This is a genomic window from Legionella saoudiensis (assembly GCF_001465875.1).
Lineage (GTDB): Bacteria > Pseudomonadota > Gammaproteobacteria > Legionellales > Legionellaceae > Legionella > Legionella saoudiensis.
This window is the reverse complement of sequence record NZ_LN901323.1, coordinates 18978-36930: the sequence shown is the minus strand read 5'-3', so window position 1 is coordinate 36930 and position 17953 is coordinate 18978. Positions and strand designations below refer to the sequence as shown.

The window sequence follows — 17953 nt, the reverse complement described above, 5'->3', positions numbered from 1 at the left end:
TAACGTTATAAGATTAGGGCATGTAATCTGGCAGGACTCGAATAAATGATTTCAATGTTTGGTATTCCTAATTGCGATACGGTAAAAAAAGCACGTACCTTTCTCGAGAAAAATAAAGTGGCTTATGAATTTATCGACTTTAAAAAAATCCCTCCAACAGTAGAGCAAATAAAACAATGGAGCGATTTCGCAGGTGAGCTTCCTGTTAATAAAAGAGGAACTACCTACCGGAAACATAAAGATGCCTATGAAGCTTTAAGTTTAGAGGAAAAAGTAGCATTTATTATTGCCAATGTCTCACTTATCAAAAGACCTGTTTTGGAAGAAAATGGTAAAGTAGTTGCTTTGGGTTTTGATGAAGAACATTACCAAGAGTTAATAGGTTAAGGCAATTAGGAGACTAAGCGGAATATTAACCAGGCGCTACCAATGAGGGTTATACCTCCTGTAATATAAATAATCGCCTCTATAAATGCAGAGGGGTTATCTAATTTGCATCGTCCCAGACTCATGACCCGTAGTGTGCATTTCCCTATGAAGTATATTATGGAGTCAATAATATGCTCAAATAAAAGATAATTGGTAAACCATCCAAAAAATCGAGCAGCCGTTCGTAGGAAACCGGAAATAAGTTCATCTAACATTTGTGCAACAATAGTGAAATTTTTGTTTATTTTAACACGCTTGTATACTATTTTCTTGCTTGCTGCATGGTGAGATTTTTTCTTCATCATTATCAATCGGTTACCGATTATTGTAAAATGCTGGCTCACATTATAGGACTAGTTGCTAACCTGGTTGCGTACAACCAGATTTTCGATAAAGGAAGAATCCTGGGGCAGGCAACCAGGTATCATAAGGGACGAACAATATGCTGCATTTATGTAAAAAGGCGCTACTTTATGTATCGCTCATTTCTGCTGTAACTAATGCCTCAGCCACATCATTTTCTGGCTTAATTGGTGTGGATTATCAACCCAATCATTATTCCAATGGCAATCTACTTAATTACCATGATGTATTTTATGTGGGCACCAATGCTACGGGCCAAGCCATTACCAACGTCTATGCGGAGTTGGCACAATTAAAAGCAGCAGGTTTTACTACGGTGCGCTCTTATCAAACAACGGATTATTCTTGGGTAGATATCATTAATCAGGCCAATGCCTTAGGTATGAAGGTCATTTATGAAGCAGTCATTCCGCAACAGCCTGCCGATTCGGCATACGCAGGGGGATGTCCTACTCCACCGGTTGCGCAAAATTACATTCCTTGTGCGCAGACAGTACTGAATACTGTAATTAACACGGTAGGCACCCAAGTGTTTAAAAACACAGTAATTCTGGTTTTTGCAGGCCATGAAAACTATTGTCAGGCGGGAAATACCACTGCACCTTGTAATAATCCTACAACTTCAAATGTAAATTATCTTACCTCGGCTGTGACTGCACTGCAAAGTACCTTAACTGCTGCAGGGCTAACCACCCCTGTTGGCTCAGCGTTGATCAGTGGTAACCTGACAACCCCCAGTCTGGCTATTTCACAAGATATGGCCACTTTAATTAATAGCTATTCTGCCACTGCCCCCTTAGCATTTGATCCTTATCCGTTTCAATGGGGAGTAACGCCCACATCTGCCGTTTGGACTAAACCATTAACGACAACTCAGTTAAATAATTCCTTAGCTTGGGATTACTTGAGTGTTATTGGTTCAACGAATCCCCCTGCAAACCCAACAGCCTCGACGCAACCTTTTTATACGCCGTTAGGGCGTACGCTTTTATCTGCTGAAACCGGTTGGGCAACCCAGGGAAGCACTTCAACTTATGCCTGCAATAGTCCAGGGCCCTGTGCTCCATCGGTTGCTAATGCGGTGACCTATTATCAAGCTCTTTATCGGCAAGCCAGTGCTAATTTTGTGACCAGTTCAGGATATCCAATCGGCGTTTTGGCATTTGAAGCCTATGATGAGCCAATGAAAGGCATAAGCTCTGCGGAAGGAAATTATGGTCTTTTTGATAGTAACTGCAATCAGAAGGCGGCAGGTTTAGTTCCAAATAACGTGATGGTTACAGATAATGGCTGCAAAGGATTTTCTGGTGGTGCCCTATTAACCATTGTCGGTTTTGGTACTCCATATACGTTACTCATTACGCAAACTAACCCTGTTACTGGTAAAAGCGCCAACATAGTGATGGCAAGCACGGGCAACCAAGGTCCTTTGGTTGATGCCCCATGGCCTGAGTATTTAGTCTTTCCTGGAGCAAAAATCACTATTAGAGGAAACCCTTCATGTACCAGTACGGTCCAATCGATTAATGCCGCTCAACAAATTACTTTTTCTGGCAAATGCAATTGCCCGAATAATAATGGCAATAACTGTTATTTCTAAAATCATGTAAATGAAATAGCCGAATAGGCGGCAATTTCTCTGGAGATTATTGTGAAGCAGCTTAAGTTGTGTTTATTTGTATGGGCTTTAATGAGTTCATTTACCTTTGCGGGCACTTTAGGGAAGATTTCCACGAAACCCAATAATCAAACCGGACTTTTCATCGGGCTGGGGGGCAGTTATAACTTTATGCGTTTGAATGCAAATTTATCGGGAGCGCTTAATGTAACCGGTGGCGTTCCTCCACTAGGAGAATTTACTGGCAGTAGAGGTTTTTTTCATAATCAGGCACAAGATTTTTCTCTTGAAGCACAAGCAGGATTTTTTAAACATTTCCCCCAAAGTGAATGGTTGTGGGGGCTTGAGTTTTTATACCAATACACTAATTTGAAAATCAAAGCACCGAATTCTATATCTGCGATTGATGTAATAAATCCTGGAGTAAACATCACCGATACCATAGGTTTGGGCGCCATAGAGGCTAAAGTGAATGATACCCTGATGCTGCCAGCTTTTATTGGCCATTCCTATAAAAATAGTTTTATTTATGTAGGCATCGGTCCCGCATTATTTAATAACCAACAAAAAGTTTCAGAAATTAAGGACACTGAATCGGCCTATTATCTTGGCACTATAGATGGCATTTTCAAAAGTACATGGCTTTGGGGTGGGGCAGTACAGGTGGGTATGGCCTATTATGTGGCATCTTCCTGGTTCTTCAAGTTAAATTATACTGGTGCGTTCACCGGTTATTATTTATTAAACAAAACGAGTCCCTTTGCCCCAGAAATAAACCAGGGATTTAATTCGGGCTCCTTACATTTTCATAGCCGGCAAAACCTTATTAGCCAAGAAATAGCTTTGTCGCTCAATAAAGTATTTACGTTATAAGTGGAGTTGCATGGATATACGGATTAGAGCTTAAGAGGTCATAATCCGTATATCGATTGTTTCTACATCGAGTGAGTATTTTGTGATATGGGAGGATTATTGGTAGGCGTAGCAGCCTTAATATCTACAGGAGTACCCGTAAGTGCAAAGAAGCCTGATTCACTTACTTTTGATGAGGATGCTTTGTTCTCTTCGCGTACTTGTCTTAATTGCTTATGTAATGTTTTGAATTGAGCACAAAGCTGCTTTTCTTCTTTTAAGAGTTCAGATTCTTTTTTTGTAGGCAACATGGCTTTATTCATGGTCTTAATACAGTCAGTATTACGTGTTAAACCATCATAATCTAAGCCGTAGCCGATAATAAATGCATCCTCTGAAACAGTAAATCCACCAAAGTCAGGATCTATGCCTCGTTTTTGCTTTTTATCAACGAGAACCATTAGCTGTACTTGCTTCGCGCATTCTACTTCTTCAAAATGACTTTTTATTGAGCCAGCCGTTTTGCCCGTATCGCAAACATCATCAACAACGATGATTAAGCGATTAGTTAAAATACCCTTAGGTTCGGTAAAGCGCAATGCGCCAGACTGCATGCCTTCATAGCTAGTCGTTTGCATGGTTGAGTATTGGAACCGATAATTACGTTTGGTCAATTCTGTATATAAGGCAGCAAAAAATGGGTGTGCTCCATCCATTAAGCCAACTAAGACAGGAAATGCATCAGGATGTTTTTCTATTAATTGTTCTGCGAGCCGTTCAACTGCTTTTTGAATATTTTCTTTGGAGAGGGGGGTGCCGCTAACATCTTCGCATACCGCAGAATTATCCCAAAAACGTGATTCGAGCGCTTTTTTTAGGTTGGTGATCTCTTCTAATTTTTCCTGAATCTCATTGAGCTGGGCAAGAATTACTTGTTCTTTCATAACAACATCCTATTTAATTAAAAAGTACATATTAAAACTATTGGCAAGAATAGCAGGGCTAATAAATAAATTGCCAAAATACCCTGTAATCAAGTAACTTAAGCCTAAATGGTTCTTAATGTGTGTATAAAACATTAGTCAAAAAGGCGCGCTATTCTCCGCAATTTGCAATAAAAATACAAGTATAATAATGCTGCTAACAGCGCGTAGAAATACAAATGGACTCTTGTGAAGCGCGTTTAAATATGCATGAATAGAGTAAAAATAATTTAAATAATGACAAATGGATTAACTAGTGTATGAAAATCAAATTATTGGGGATTTTAAAGCTAAAGAATAGCTTGTATGGATTCTGCACATTGTTGCTTTCAGTGAATTGCTGGGCGGTCAATGCAGAGGCAGCTCTGGCTAAAAAAATTAGGGATATTGAAAAAAAATCACATATAGTAATGGGCATCACGGCTATTCATATCGAAAAAAACCAAATAATTACCCATAACAGCAATCAGCGCTTTTTTATGGCTAGCACCATTAAATTACCTATCGCCTTAGCTTTTTTACATTTGGTGGATCAAAAAAAGGAATCATTAAATCGTATGATTAAACTGAGCACAAAAAACTCGGTTCCAGGCTCTGGATATTTACATCATATATTTGAAAAAAAACAAATTAACATCTCGCTACAGCAAATACTTAAATATACGCTGATTAATAGTGATAACAGTGCGAGTGATTCACTCTTAAATGCGGCCAAAGGGCCGGAGGCCGTAAAAAAACGGATGGCTGCTCTGGGATTTAAAGATATTCAGATTAATCGTTCCATCAAAGAAATGTTCGTAGATACCAATCATGTAGATCATGCCTTATTAAAAAAACAACTTCCTGTATTAGCCTGGGAGCGTGCCTTTGATCGAGTGTCTCTTAAAGACAAGCAAAAAGCCTGGGAGCGTTTTGAAAACGACTCCCGCGATACGACAACCCCAAATGATATGGCCAAGCTCTTAGTAAAAGTATATAAAAAACAAGCACTTTCCGAATCCAGCACTCAATTACTCATGAAAATTATGGAGCAATGCCGAACCGGTCGAAGCCGCATAAGAGGCCTTTTACCTCCTGGAGTTAAAGTAGCGCACAAAACAGGTACTTGGTCTATTTATGAGCCAAAATATTTAAACTATCCTGGTTCTAAGAAACTATATCGTTTTGTTAGTGATGTGGGAATTATTACCTTACCTCATAATAAAGGGCATATTGCAATTGCAGTTTATGTGAAATCCCAATCTGCCAGTGATTATCCTAGAAGCCGGGCAATTGCTTTAGCAAGCCGAGCTATTTATGATCATTTTATGAAGTCGTAGTGGAAATGGAAATTCTCTAAGCTTCTCTTTTTTGCCCTGCGACTTGCCCGTAGGGCTAGGAATTTGCTTCTAGCTAACGTTATGGTTATTAACCATCGCCCGGTTTCGGCTTATCAAGTGCTGATTCCTCATCTACAAAAACCTCATACCCATCCAGGCCAGTTTCGCTTTTAAATAATTTTGACTCCGGAGTTGGTGGGGTAAATAAAGACGAGTAACCACTAGGCGGAGCGGTCGGGGTTTTAGTTACTAGCTCCACAGAGGCAAAGGCTTCGGCTAATAATTGACGTAATTGTTTTGCGGAATTACTTATAATGGCATCCAGATCTTGAGAAAGATCTTGTGAACACAGAATTGTTAAGGCCTCAGATGGAGTTAGGCGCTTGGTATAATCCGGATTTAATAAACCCAACAACGATTCTGTAACTTCATTTTCATAGCCAAGCTCCTCCATTTTTTCACTCAATTCACAGTGAAAGTCTTGATATTCCTGCAACCGTGCGTGATGAGAAAGCGAAGCGTCCAGCGGAAGATCGAGTAATTCTTGAGTTATTTCATAAATTTCTGGATGAATAAATGCTGCAATAGTAAAGCCAAGTTTCCAGGAATCGACTAATTTAATTCGATCTTCTTCTGTATAACTCTCTGGAATAGGGGTGAAGGAGGTATCTTTAGGCGAATGTTTTATAAACTCAGGCGGATTATATTTTGCATCGCCATTAGGATATGCTTGTACTTTGCCCTGAGCACCATACATTACTGCAGAACCAAAATCCGCTACAGTGACTTCATATTGAGAGGTTATGAGTATATTTTCAGGTTTTAAATCGCGGTGATAAATATGATGCTTATGAAGATCAGCAAAGGTTTTGGCTAAAATTAAGAGGAGATGCGGCACCAGCTCTTTATTTTTTTCTCCGGAGTTAAAGGCAATGTGTTCAATATAGTTAATACCATCTCCACGACTGGCTAGCGGGAAAATTTGGTATATGGTTTCTTCATTCGTACTGCTTACAGTACGAATCATATCTATAGCGCTCAACGTTCCCTTAATATTGTGCTGTTGAATTGCCTCATGTATTTCTTGTTCTATCTCTAATTTATCTAAATCTGCGGAAGTCAATTTGACCTGCGCTTTAGAAGGTTTTATTTTTTTTACCACGAGAAATAAGCCTGAGCTTTCATCTTGAGCCAGGCGCACAGTACCAAAGTTTCCTTGGCCTAAGATAATTTTATTGATGGTTTTCCCTTCTTTTTTTATACTTTCTTGCTGGGCATAATGTTTATACTCTTCTTCCATTAAGGAGCCCATTAATGTATAGGAATGCCCACCTGCTGAGTGTAAACTGCTATGCGCCTTTCCTGATTGTCTTTTATCTGTTCGCTGCCCTTTATGTTTAATTTTCTCGGTTTTCTCATCAGTCACTTTGGGCACCTCACAGGCACATACATATTAGTTTAAGTATAGAAGGGGTTTTTGTTTGTTCAATTTTTCGTCAAATTGTTTTTCTAGCTATTCTCCAGAACTCTATTGCTCAGTCAGGTTAATTAACAAATAAGGGTGGTCCGTATTGGATTTTAGTTAACGATTATACAGTGTCATTAGATAATGATCATTTAGTAAAGTGCAGAAAAACTACTGCCGCTCAAAAGAGTATTGATGATATCTTGGAACAAATATATGGCTTAGAATAGATGCTAAATTTGATCTATGCTTATTGGATGAATAAGCATTTCTTGTTAAGAAATTATCCTAAAAAGGACTTTATAAATGAGCACTTCAGAGCAAAAAAAACATTCTTTAAAAAACGATAGCGTCGTTGAAACCAAACTCACAGCATATGATTTATTAAATAACTCTTTATTAAACAAAGGTACGGCCTTTAGTAATGAGGAGCGCGATATTTTTTCCTTACATGGCTTGCTGCCGCCTCATATAGGCTCTTTGGATGATCAAGAGCGGCGCCGTTATGCCGTTCTTTCTGAGCTACCAACTCAATTGGAAAAATATAGCTTTTTACGCGATCTGCAAGACACTAATGAAACTTTATTTTATTCTTTAATTGCTCATCATATTGAAGAGATGTTGCCCATTGTGTACACCCCGACAGTTGGGGAGGGTTGTCAAAAGTTTAGCGAGGTATTTCGTAAACCACGAGGGCTTTTTATTAGTTATCCTAATAGAGACAAGATTGAGCAAATTTTTGCACATCCTCGTTACGATTCCATTAAATGCATAGTGGTTAGCGACGGGGAACGTATTTTAGGGCTTGGCGATCAAGGGGCCGGAGGAATGGGCATCCCCATTGGTAAGATGGCCTTATATACTGCTCTAGCCGGCATTCATCCAAAATATTGTCTGCCTATTTTACTTGATGTGGGCACCGATAACGAAGAGCGACTTAATGATCCCTTATATATTGGTTGGCGAAACAAGCGTATTCGCGGTGCAGAGTATGATGAATTCGTTGATACTTTTGTTTCAGCTGTAAAACGACGTTGGCCGCATATTCTTCTGCAATGGGAAGACTTTGCTGGGGTAAACGCGGCGAAGTTTTTAGCTAAATACCGTAATCAGCTTTGTACCTTCAACGATGACATTCAAGGTACGGCAGCCATGGCAACTGGCACTTTATTGTCTGCGCTTAATGTTACTGGTATACCTTTGCGTGAACAACGCGTCGTGTTCTTCGGCTTTGGTGGAACAGGACAGGGGATTGCACAGCTAATTCGTGCGGCTATGGTTGAAGCAGGATTAAGTGAACAAGAAGCCTGTGCGCAGATCTATGCGGTGGATCGTTATGGTTTGTTGGTTGAAGGAGGAAAAGGTCAAAGCCCATCCCAAGCCCCCTTTGTGCGTAAACGTGCGGAAATTGATGGATGGCAGCTTACAAATACTGAGGAAATCGGATTACTTGATGTGATTCGGAATGTAAAACCCACAGCGCTGATTGGAGTTTCTACGCAGTATGGGGCCTTTACCGAAGAAATTGTAAAGGCTATGGCACAAAATACGGAGCGCCCGGTTATTTTCCCCCTTTCTAATCCAACATCACATTGTGAAGCAACTCCAGAGGACTTGCTGCATTGGACCGATGGCCGAGCTCTGATTGGTACCGGAAGTCCGTTTGCACCGGTCACCTATAAGGGCAAAGAATACCATATTGACCAGACCAATAATTCCTATGTTTTTCCTGGTCTAGCTTTGGGAATAATGGCTTCACAGGCAAAACATGTTTCTGATGGCATGATTAAGGCGGCAGCACTGGCGCTTGCCGAATGTTCCCCTGCACGGAAAGATAAGACAGCAAACCTCCTGCCTCCACTATCCGAATTACGCGCTATTAGTTTTGCGGTAGCAAAAGCAGTAGGGAAACAAGCCATTGCCGAGGAACTGGCTCGCATCAATGAGGCCGATTTTGAGCAAGAGCTCGCAGCAAGTGTTTGGGAGCCAGTGTACCGCCCCTATGTGTTAAGTAAATAGTAGAATAGGAGCCTAGATTAGCAACAACTTTTCAGCAGCATAATCGGAACGCGATGGGCACCCTAGTTGCAAGCAACTAGGCTATGCCCCTACGCGCTTAAAGGCGCGAGTGCCTGCACAAACTCCTCAAAGCACTGCTGAACCTGTTTAAAGCAAATGACCCAAGGGCAATGGCCTGCATCAGGGATAAGCTTATTCATAATATTGGGGCTTTGAAAACGTTCATCATTCAGAAAAATTTGGGGTGGGCAAATAAAATCGTGCTCACTTGCAATAGTCATGGCGGGAATGATTTTAGGGCTCCATTTGCATGTATAATCGGTATAAAAGTGCTCCACTGCATAGTAGTATGCTGCATTATTAAATGCAAAAAGGGGCATCATTTTTTCGCCTTCGGAAAGCTCCTCTGAGGTAAAGCAATAATGTTTGTAGGTATGCCAAAATTCTTTATAAGTTTCATTGCAAGGGTTTAAATGATATTGGCCTGCCGCAGGCACCAGATCAGGTAAATTATGCCTTTCTTGCATGGCGCTAATGTGCGGAAAAAAGGTATTTTGAGTAGTGGTGTTCATTAACACTAAACCGGATAAATGCTGTTCCAGCTCAGGCATCGTTAAGACGAGCATTCCTGAAAAACTATGAGTAACGAGTATGGGATCAGTAAAGGACTTGAGCAGATCCTGAAGCCCTGTTTTCCAGCTTTCTAACTCCAGTTTACCATGAGCTGTATTGGTTCCATCCTGAGGAAAGTCTAGAACGAAAATAGCTCCAGGCAGTTGTAATTTTTTACAAAATTCGACTAAATATTCCGAACCCAAACCAGGCCCGCCTGGCAAAAAGAGCCAGCTGGGACCTGAGTCTGCGGTAATTTGATTTATTCTATAACCATAATCAGTGTAATTCATCGTTACTCTTTGTTGTTTTTCCAGGCAGCGAAAAACTCTTCGGCATTTTGTTTAATTTGCTCATTGCTTAGATCAACCGTATGGGTTGCTATCATCCAACTGTATCCAAAGGGATCTTTAATTTGGCCTACACGATCTCCCCAAAACATATCGGCTATGGGCATGGTTTCTTGAGCACCGGCATCGAGCGCTTGTTTAAATGCACTGTCAACATTATCTACATAAACATACATACTGATAGGAGTATGGCCCAATGTTTCTGCACTTTTAGCGCATTGTTCATTACCGGGCATTTCATCACCCATCATGATCATCGAGTTACCAATCTTTAGTTGAGCATGCATTGTGCCTTTGCCATCGAGACTGGGCATGAAGCTTATTGTTTCCGCATTAAAAGCCTTTTGGTAAAACTCAATAGCTGCTTTGCAACTTTTAAATGTAAAAGAAGGCGTAAGGGTATGAAATCCATTAGGAATAGCTTGAGTCATTGTTCTCTCCATATAATATTGACGTAAGTTGGTGGACAAGGATCACCTAAAAATTTTGATAAATCAACCCTAGTCTGGCGTATTAATATAAATCCCTATTTGTTAGAAATACGGTTCTGTAAATTTTAGCTTCTATTTTTCAAAAAGTTACCTTTCATTTTTGTGCTATATTTTTTTTATAAGCTTAGGGATAGGGGGTGAAAATGTATGAATATGCAGGTGTACTTACTCGATTTCTTCGTACTGATGAGCGGTTCATTTTATCAAATGAACAGGAAATGCCCCTGGTGATTGAAGCTAAGGACATAAATACAGCGGCTTTCTTACATCAGTTTTTAGCGGCTAACGCCGCCCAGTTAGTTGCCGATATTGCTAAATATGGTGCGGTACTCTTTCGTGGTTTTGATATTCACTCAGATCAACAATTTGAAAAAGCGATAATGAGCATTCCTGATTTTCATGGCATAAGTGAAGCCTTTATGTCAGAAAATGGACGCACCCATGTTGAGGATCTGAAATATGTTTTGCATACAAATTCAGTTTATAAAACTGGTGGTACCTTATATCTTGGCGGTTTTCATACGGAGAATTATTATTCAGCGGATGTTCCTAGCTATATTGGCTTTTTTTGTATGGAGCCCTCTACTTTGGGAGGTGAAACAGGCATTATTAACACAGAAAAAATTTACCGCCAGTTGCCAGATGCACTGAAAAAAAAGTTAGAGGATCATGCCTATTTTGTCTCTAAATGGTTGGTATCGGAGGTGGCCGAGCGCTATCACATTACGGAAGAAAAGGTAGAGGAAATTTGCACTTATTTCGATCTTCCTGTGGTGGGAGAAGGAGAGGAGCGCTTTGTTCTAATGTATAAGCCCAGTGTTTTTGAGCACCCGTTAACCAAAGAAAAAGCCATGCAAATTAATCTTTTTGAGCTGCCTACACTAAACGATGAATTGCGCAAGTGTTTTATGCATGATTATCAAGGTAAGGCCTGGTTCTGGCATCGGTTTTTTTGGAAATTACCTCGCCCGGTTTTTCAAGCGATCGAATCTATGGCTATGGGGGCGATTGCTTTGGCCAAATCCCCTAAGAACTCTTACCAGTTTGTAAAAAATAAGGCTTATGAATTTATGGCCCAAAGAAAAACAGACTTATCTTCTGTTGATGAAATAAAGGTAGGAAGTTGTTTTAATAAGCAAGAAGTTAAAGAGCTTGCTAAATTGATGCGAGCTAATTATTCATCATGCTTATGGAAAAAAGGCGATATTATGTTGATTGATAATCGCAAAGTGATGCATGCAGGAATGCCTGGAGTAGGTCCGAGGGTTATTCGCGCTATTATTGGCAATCCTGTAGACATGCACTATAGCGTAAAAGAACCAGGCTGCATTTGTAGTTCCGAGCGCTGTACCGATACAATAGGCAGTTGCATGGCTTCAGCAGGAATTAATTCTACATTTAATAGCCAAACTCCAGTTCATTAAGAACTGGAGTATAAGCGGGCACCTAATCAGGATACCACTTGAATGCTAAAACATGCAGAGGAGGTATTACTGCCTTTAACTTCAATTTGAACCGGTGGGTTAATCGGGAAACCACTCGCAAAAAAGGTTAAGGTATCCGAAGAATGGGGAGGGATGCTGGCAAGACCTGTTTCTGGTGATTGGAAAATATCATAGGAACTGATAAATGCCTGATTAGTCGTGACATTTAAGGCTGTCATGGCTGAGTTATTAGTGATGGTCAGCGTTCCAGATAAAACGGAGGGAGTAAAGACCATGGTGCAGGAACTAGGGACACCCGCAGCGCAATTTCCCTGTATTTTCTTAGGGCATGGACGACTGGCAACTACACCATTATTAATGCTTATCGAATCAATTGACAATTCAGCTAGTTCCTGTGCCCAAGCTCCAATGCTTGTGGTAAAGGCCAGAGCCATTAATAGGGTGTTTTTGTATGAAATCTTATTCATTTATCTATCCTTAGTTAGGTTTTTTATTTGTACAATGCTTTTGCACCAGAAGGACGGTTTTAAGCGTACCATTACGGGATGGTATCTGTGGAAATAATGATATTAGCAGTACTATTAGTAAGTGAGCAAGCAGGCTAACTACAGGAGAAGAAATCAAACTATAATTAATAAACATTATCTTATGGAACATATAAGGAATTAATCATGGGACTTTTGGTTGATGGAAAATGGCAGGATGTTTGGTATGAAACCGATAAAAGTAAAGGCGCATTCAAACGTGAGCCCACACAGTTTCGTTCAGCAATTAGTCAGGATTCTAATGCTCGTTTTCCAGCAGAAAAGGGGCGATATCATTTGTATGTTTCTTTAGCCTGCCCTTGGGCGCACCGAACCTTAATTTTTAGAAAACTGAAAAAACTTGAAGAATACATCGATATTTCTATTGTGCATCCACACATGCTGGAACATGGATGGGAGTTTAAAACAGGAATGGATGCCACAGGGGACCGTCTTTATGGGTTACGTTATTTATATGAGCTTTATCTTAAAGCACATCCTGATTATACTGGGCGAGTTACTGTCCCAGTCTTATGGGATAAAAAGGAGCAAACAATTATAAATAACGAGTCTGCAGAAATTATTCGCCAATTTAATGAAGCATTTAATCAGCTCACTGGAGATACTCAAGACTTTTATCCCAAGCCCCTACGCGCTGAAATCGATGCATTAAATGATCGTATTTATAATGGTATTAATAATGGAGTTTATAAGTGTGGTTTTGCGACCACTCAAGAGGCTTATGAGTCTGCTTATTATGAGTTATTTAGCTTGCTCGATGAGCTCGAGTTGCATTTAGCGAAGCATCAATATCTGATTGGTGATCAATTAACTGAAGCCGATTGGCGCTTTTTTACCACTCTAATTCGTTTTGATGCAGTGTATTACAGTCATTTTAAAACAAATAAACAACGCATTAGTGATTACAAGGCTATTCAATCTTATTTGGAGCATTTGTATCATTACCCTGGTATTCGCGAAACGGTTAATTTTTTACAAATTAAGCAACATTATTATTACAGCCACAAAACCATTAACCCAACCCAAATAGTCCCCGTGGGACCTAAATTGCCGTTTGCTTAATCGCTAAATTGTTTGCAACTAATGGCACTTACTTAAGCTCAAGCAGGCTGGTGCCAAGCATCGCGAAGCCCAGCATGGATGTGGCATTGAGCTTCGGCGCTGGCTTCGTTGCGCTCAGCGCCAGCCTTGTGTCATTAGTTGTTGGCAACCAGGTTTCCATTAGCGACAATTAAATCAGAAATAGACTGCTCTGTTAGGCGGGGAGTCCCTATTTTTTCTTTAAATCCTGCTTAACCCAATTAATCAACCCACCTAATTCCAATAATTCCTTCTGTCGAGCAGAAATACTTTGCTGCACTTCGATGTCTTTCCCATTAATTTTTATGCTGAATTCTTCTTTATCCAGAATGTCAGGCAGGCCGTTAATTTCCACCTCATCATCTAATTTAATCGCATCATAATCTTGGGGATTTTTAAATACTAAAGGCAAAATGCCAAAATTAATTAAATTTTGCCAATGAATTCGCGCAAAGCTCTTTACGATTACGGCTCGTAAGCCCAAATAACGTGGTGCTAAAGCCGCATGCTCTCGGCTGGAACCTTGGCCATAATTCTCTCCGCCAATAATCACATGACCATCCTTGTGTTTTTTCGTGCGTTGGACGTATTCAGAATCGACATGAGTGTAAGTAAATTCGCTAATTTTAGGAATATTACTGCGATAAGGTAGTACTTTGGCACCCGCGGGTGAAATTTCATCAGTAGAAATATTATCTCCTACAATTAACAATACCGGGATTTTTAATGACTTAGGTAAGGGAGTTAATTCGGGTAAAGAGACAATATTTGGTCCTTTCAGCAACGTGATTTTTTTTGCCTCAGATACAGGCAAGGGTTCTTCTATGCAGGCACGATTTACTACGCTTTTACGCGGTAAGTCTACTTTGGGATAAATCATATCTAAGGTGCGTGGGTCAGTAATGACCCCCATTAAAGCGGAAGCGACAGCAGTTTCAGGACTACAGAGAAAGACTTTGTCCTCCATGGTACCAGATCGTCCCGGAAAATTACGGGGAACCGTACGTAAACTATTTTTATCGGTAGCTGGGGCTTGTCCCATACCAATACAACCATTACATCCCGCTTGGTGGATGCGAGCGCCGGCATGAATTAAGCTTCCCAAATGTCCTTCTTGTGCTAACTCTTCCAAAATCGTACGAGAGCTGGGATTAATATCTAAAGAAATATTAGGCTTTAATGTTTTGCCCTTTACTATTTGTGCTGCAATAGCAAAATCACGATAGCCGGGATTGGCTGAAGAACCAATATACGATTGATAAATTTCTTCGCCAGCAATTTCTGAAACTGGAACAACATTACCTGGACTGGTGGGTTTGGCAATGAGAGGGACTAAAGTCGATAGATTTATCTCATCATTTTTATCATAGGTTGCATCGTCATCTGCTTTTAGTTCTGACCAGTCTTGTTCACGTCCCTGGCTTTTTAAAAATTCTTTAGTTATTTCATCAGAGGGAAATAAAGTGGATGTAGCTCCTAATTCTGCTCCCATATTGGCAATCACATGCCTATCCATGGCGCTAAGATGTTTTACGCCTTCGCCATAGTATTCAATAACATAACCTACACCACCTTTAACGTCATAGCGGCGCAACATTTCTAGAATGACGTCCTTGGCGCTGACCCAGTCAGGAAGCTTCCCGGTTAACTTAACACCAAGTACCTTTGGCATTTTGATATAAAGAGGATAACCGGCAATCGCCATTGCTACCTCCAGACCGCCTGAGCCTATGGCCAACATCGCCATAGAACCTGCGGCACAGGTATGGCTATCCGAACCAGTTAATGTTTTGCCAGGTTTACCAAAATTTTGCATATGTACTGCATGGCTGATGCCATTTCCTGGTCGACTAAAGTAAAGGCCGTAGCGTCTAGAGGCACTTTCAAGGAAAAGATGGTCATCGGGGTTTTTATTATCTTCTTGAATTAAATTATGATCGACATACTGCACTGAAACTTCTGCCCTGGTGCGTTCTAGGCCGATGGCTTCTAATTCAAGCATAACTAGAGTTCCTGTTGCATCTTGACATAGGGTTTGATCTATTTTTAAGGCAATTTCTTTGCCGGGCTCCATTTTTCCATCTAATAAATGAGCATGAATTATCTTTTCAGTGATGTTCATAGTTGATCCTTCCTTGTCGCAATCTATTGTTCAAATATAGCACATCGGTGATAGGCTAAACTTTGTGTTAAGGGATGATTTCAAGGAGCCTAAATGTGAACTATGCGAATAGGCTGCAAGCCGGACAGGTTCTTGCTGATTTGCTGCATGACTATGCAGTAAAAGAGAATACTATTATTTTGGCATTACCCCGAGGAGGGGTGCCGGTTGCCTATGAAATGGCCATCAAACTTAGATTGCCGATGGACATTTTTATTGTGCGCAAATTGGGGGTTCCAGGACATGAAGAATATGCTATGGGAGCCATTGCCTCCGGCGGTATCGTAGTTTTTAATGAGGAAGTTGTTAATGGGTTATACATCAAGAGCGCAGCAATTGATGAAGTATTACAAAATGAAGAGCATGAGTTAACACGACGTGAAAAAGTTTATCGGGGTAATCGACCACCTGTACAACTTGCTGGAAAAACAGTGATTTTAGTGGATGATGGAATCGCTACTGGCTATACCATGCGTGCTGCCATCGCCGCATTAAAACAAAAAAAGCCCGCAGAGCTTATTGTAGCAGTTCCGGTTGCCGCAAGGTCTACTTGTGTAGAGATGGCAGGCTTAGTGAATAAAGTTATTTGCCCATTACAGCCGGTTAATTTTTATGCCGTTGGGTTATGGTATGATGATTTTAGTCAGACTTCTGATGAGGAAGTCATGCATTTTATGTCGGCATTAAGTGCCTAATTAAGAACAAAACGCTTATCATAATTTCAGATATGCAGTTAAGGATCAGAACCCATGAATTTATTAGAGAATAAAATTATTTTAATTACCGGTGCTTCAAGTGGTATTGGGCAAGCTTGCGCTCATTATTGTGCTGGCCAAGGAGCGCAAGTGATTTTAGCTGCTCGGCGCACCGAACGTTTAGAGGCATTAGCGCAACAATTAACTCAAGAATCAGGTAAGGAACACTATGTATTAGCTTTAGATGTAAGTAATCATGAACAAGTGACACAGCAGTTATCTTCTTTACCTAATCAATGGAAAGCTATAGATGTTTTGATTAATAATGCCGGCTTAGCGCTAGATACCTTGCCTTTGCAGCAAGGGATTGAGGCGCATTGGGATACAATGATTGATACGAATATTAAAGGATTACTCTATGTGAGTCGTGCTGTTATTCCGGTGATGATAGCTCGTAACAGAGGCCATATAGTTAATATTGGTTCTATTGCCGGTCATGAGTGTTACCCTAACGGCAATGTTTATGCGGCAACAAAACATGCCGTCCATGCTATTTCAAAATCGATGCGTTTGGATTTATTAGGCAGCCCAATTAGGGTTACGGAAATCGCCCCCGGTGCGGTAGCAACCGAATTTAGTGAGGTGCGTTGGCGTGATAAACAAAGAGCCAAAGAGTTTTATAGTAGTTTCCATCCGTTGGTAGCTGAAGACATTGCTGATGCAATTTTATATTGCATTACTCGCCCCCAACATGTAGACGTCGAACAAATGATTATCATGCCAACAGTGCAAGCATCCGCCAATCATCTATTCAAATATCCAGAGTAAACCAAAACTCACCCGTATTCGGTTAGGAAAGTACGGGTTTTATACTATCATCCAGGTGGTCAAAATATTTACAATCACGGCATTGTTGGTCTATTATTAAACATATGGGTGATGACTCAACCTAACTGAACCATTAATATTTACAGGTTGGGAGGGTAGTTTGATGGGTGGTGTGCCAGCCTACATGAGCCATAGTAGGACGCCTTAAGCTCAGCATAAACCTCCAAAGTATATTCAGTAGCGGCTCAGGATTCGGTAAGTCGTTACCTGTATTATTCCATGAAGTCTTTTGGAATAATGTTCTTTTTCCTCTCTATCTGTATCCATGTTATTTGAAGTAAAGGTCTTTTTGCTAAACATGGAATCTGGTTGTATAATAAAAATACAGAAGGGGGTGTTACTTGGAGGTTATCATGAAAAAGATTATTTTCCCTTTGGTTATTAGTTCACTACTCCTGTTTGTTGCCCCAGGATTTGCGGCGTCTAGTTCCTCTATGTATAACCCTGAATTACGCTCCAACAGCATGCCCGTTACTAATTACAGCAATTTAGATAAAGCTGGAACTAATTACGCTGATTGGCATCGTCATCATTGGCATCACAGGCATTGGGATCGATGGCATCATCATCATCACCATCATCATCAACACCAACAACATCAACACCATGGTCATTGGTACTAATAAAGTTAAGACACC

Annotated in this window: 17 protein-coding genes; 10 read left to right on the top strand and 7 right to left on the bottom strand. The window is 40.5% G+C overall.

The window, feature by feature from the left end:
- The first annotated feature begins 45 nt into the window (after positions 1-45).
- Positions 46-387 carry an arsenate reductase family protein gene (locus BN3124_RS06645; RefSeq protein WP_058534021.1) on the top strand — a complete coding sequence of 114 codons (342 nt, stop codon included), beginning with the start codon at positions 46-48 and terminating at the stop codon, positions 385-387.
- A gap of 5 nt (positions 388-392) precedes the next feature.
- Here BN3124_RS06645 and BN3124_RS06640 read toward each other — a convergent pair whose 3' ends face one another.
- The gene (locus BN3124_RS06640) at positions 393-734 is read right to left on the bottom strand and encodes a hypothetical protein (protein WP_149865223.1); all 342 of its coding nucleotides are present in this window, start codon (positions 732-734) and stop codon (positions 393-395) included.
- Positions 735-871: 137 nt separating this feature from the next.
- Between BN3124_RS06640 and BN3124_RS06635 the strand changes: the two genes are divergently transcribed.
- On the top strand, positions 872-2392 hold the full coding sequence (locus tag BN3124_RS06635) for a glycosyl hydrolase family 17 protein (RefSeq protein ID WP_058534019.1): 1521 nt from the start codon (positions 872-874) through the stop codon (positions 2390-2392).
- A gap of 51 nt (positions 2393-2443) precedes the next feature.
- Positions 2444-3283 (top strand): hypothetical protein, encoded by an 840-nt coding sequence (locus tag BN3124_RS06630; RefSeq protein WP_058534018.1) that lies wholly within the window; start codon positions 2444-2446, stop codon positions 3281-3283.
- Positions 3284-3345: 62 nt separating this feature from the next.
- On the opposite strand, the gene BN3124_RS06625 is transcribed toward BN3124_RS06630, so the two are convergent.
- Positions 3346-4206, bottom strand: a complete 861-nt coding sequence (locus BN3124_RS06625) for a phosphoribosyltransferase (protein ID WP_058534017.1) — start codon at positions 4204-4206, stop codon at positions 3346-3348.
- 299 nt (positions 4207-4505) lie between these two features.
- Between BN3124_RS06625 and bla the strand changes: the two genes are divergently transcribed.
- Positions 4506-5564 (top strand): class A beta-lactamase, encoded by a 1059-nt coding sequence (bla, locus tag BN3124_RS06620; protein ID WP_058534016.1) that lies wholly within the window; start codon positions 4506-4508, stop codon positions 5562-5564.
- 88 nt (positions 5565-5652) lie between these two features.
- Here bla and BN3124_RS06615 read toward each other — a convergent pair whose 3' ends face one another.
- Positions 5653-6990, bottom strand: a complete 1338-nt coding sequence (locus BN3124_RS06615) for a protein kinase family protein (protein ID WP_058534015.1) — start codon at positions 6988-6990, stop codon at positions 5653-5655.
- Between the two features lie 345 nt (positions 6991-7335).
- Between BN3124_RS06615 and BN3124_RS06610 the strand changes: the two genes are divergently transcribed.
- Entirely contained in the window at positions 7336-9048 is a 1713-nt protein-coding gene (locus tag BN3124_RS06610; RefSeq protein WP_058534014.1) for an NAD-dependent malic enzyme, read from the top strand.
- An 89-nt stretch (positions 9049-9137) separates the two neighbouring features.
- Here the strand turns inward: BN3124_RS06610 and BN3124_RS06605 are convergent, their stop codons facing one another.
- Positions 9138-9953, bottom strand: coding sequence for an alpha/beta fold hydrolase (locus BN3124_RS06605; RefSeq protein WP_058534013.1), 816 nt, complete (start codon positions 9951-9953; stop codon positions 9138-9140).
- Between the two features lie 2 nt (positions 9954-9955).
- A complete protein-coding gene (locus BN3124_RS06600) occupies positions 9956-10441 on the bottom strand; it encodes a VOC family protein (protein WP_058534012.1) in 486 nt (161 codons plus the stop codon).
- Positions 10442-10644: 203 nt separating this feature from the next.
- On the opposite strand from BN3124_RS06600, the gene BN3124_RS06595 reads away from it, so the two are divergent.
- A complete protein-coding gene (locus BN3124_RS06595) occupies positions 10645-11925 on the top strand; it encodes a TauD/TfdA family dioxygenase (RefSeq protein ID WP_058534011.1) in 1281 nt (426 codons plus the stop codon).
- A 26-nt stretch (positions 11926-11951) separates the two neighbouring features.
- Here BN3124_RS06595 and BN3124_RS06590 read toward each other — a convergent pair whose 3' ends face one another.
- Positions 11952-12413: a hypothetical protein gene (locus BN3124_RS06590; RefSeq protein ID WP_058534010.1), complete on the bottom strand. Its 462-nt coding sequence runs from the start codon at positions 12411-12413 to the stop codon at positions 11952-11954.
- A gap of 204 nt (positions 12414-12617) precedes the next feature.
- Here BN3124_RS06590 and BN3124_RS06585 point away from each other — a divergent pair, with 204 nt between their 5' ends.
- Positions 12618-13553 (top strand): glutathione S-transferase family protein, encoded by a 936-nt coding sequence (locus BN3124_RS06585; RefSeq protein WP_058534009.1) that lies wholly within the window; start codon positions 12618-12620, stop codon positions 13551-13553.
- Positions 13554-13761: 208 nt separating this feature from the next.
- Here the strand turns inward: BN3124_RS06585 and BN3124_RS06580 are convergent, their stop codons facing one another.
- Positions 13762-15693, bottom strand: a complete 1932-nt coding sequence (locus BN3124_RS06580; protein WP_058534008.1) for an aconitate hydratase — start codon at positions 15691-15693, stop codon at positions 13762-13764.
- Positions 15694-15788: 95 nt separating this feature from the next.
- Here BN3124_RS06580 and BN3124_RS06575 point away from each other — a divergent pair, with 95 nt between their 5' ends.
- From BN3124_RS06575 to BN3124_RS06565, 3 genes are all read left to right on the top strand, one after another.
- Positions 15789-16427 (top strand): phosphoribosyltransferase, encoded by a 639-nt coding sequence (locus tag BN3124_RS06575; RefSeq protein WP_058534007.1) that lies wholly within the window; start codon positions 15789-15791, stop codon positions 16425-16427.
- 54 nt (positions 16428-16481) lie between these two features.
- Positions 16482-17255 carry an SDR family NAD(P)-dependent oxidoreductase gene (locus BN3124_RS06570; RefSeq protein ID WP_058534006.1) on the top strand — a complete coding sequence of 258 codons (774 nt, stop codon included), beginning with the start codon at positions 16482-16484 and terminating at the stop codon, positions 17253-17255.
- A gap of 413 nt (positions 17256-17668) precedes the next feature.
- Positions 17669-17938 carry a hypothetical protein gene (locus tag BN3124_RS06565; protein ID WP_058534005.1) on the top strand — a complete coding sequence of 90 codons (270 nt, stop codon included), beginning with the start codon at positions 17669-17671 and terminating at the stop codon, positions 17936-17938.
- Positions 17939-17953 lie beyond the last annotated feature (15 nt).

Coding starts and splice junctions, on each gene's coding strand:
- BN3124_RS06645 (WP_058534021.1), top strand. CDS start 46: ATGATTTCAATGTTTGGTATTCCTAATTGCGATACGGTAAAAAAAGCA.
- BN3124_RS06640 (WP_149865223.1), bottom strand. CDS start 734: ATGATGAAGAAAAAATCTCACCATGCAGCAAGCAAGAAAATAGTATAC.
- BN3124_RS06635 (WP_058534019.1), top strand. CDS start 872: ATGCTGCATTTATGTAAAAAGGCGCTACTTTATGTATCGCTCATTTCT.
- BN3124_RS06625 (WP_058534017.1), bottom strand. CDS start 4,206: ATGAAAGAACAAGTAATTCTTGCCCAGCTCAATGAGATTCAGGAAAAA.
- bla (WP_058534016.1), top strand. CDS start 4,506: ATGAAAATCAAATTATTGGGGATTTTAAAGCTAAAGAATAGCTTGTAT.
- BN3124_RS06610 (WP_058534014.1), top strand. CDS start 7,336: ATGAGCACTTCAGAGCAAAAAAAACATTCTTTAAAAAACGATAGCGTC.
- BN3124_RS06605 (WP_058534013.1), bottom strand. CDS start 9,953: ATGAATTACACTGATTATGGTTATAGAATAAATCAAATTACCGCAGAC.
- BN3124_RS06600 (WP_058534012.1), bottom strand. CDS start 10,441: ATGACTCAAGCTATTCCTAATGGATTTCATACCCTTACGCCTTCTTTT.
- BN3124_RS06595 (WP_058534011.1), top strand. CDS start 10,645: ATGTATGAATATGCAGGTGTACTTACTCGATTTCTTCGTACTGATGAG.
- BN3124_RS06590 (WP_058534010.1), bottom strand. CDS start 12,413: ATGAATAAGATTTCATACAAAAACACCCTATTAATGGCTCTGGCCTTT.
- BN3124_RS06585 (WP_058534009.1), top strand. CDS start 12,618: ATGGGACTTTTGGTTGATGGAAAATGGCAGGATGTTTGGTATGAAACC.
- BN3124_RS06580 (WP_058534008.1), bottom strand. CDS start 15,693: ATGAACATCACTGAAAAGATAATTCATGCTCATTTATTAGATGGAAAA.
- BN3124_RS06570 (WP_058534006.1), top strand. CDS start 16,482: ATGAATTTATTAGAGAATAAAATTATTTTAATTACCGGTGCTTCAAGT.
- BN3124_RS06565 (WP_058534005.1), top strand. CDS start 17,669: ATGAAAAAGATTATTTTCCCTTTGGTTATTAGTTCACTACTCCTGTTT.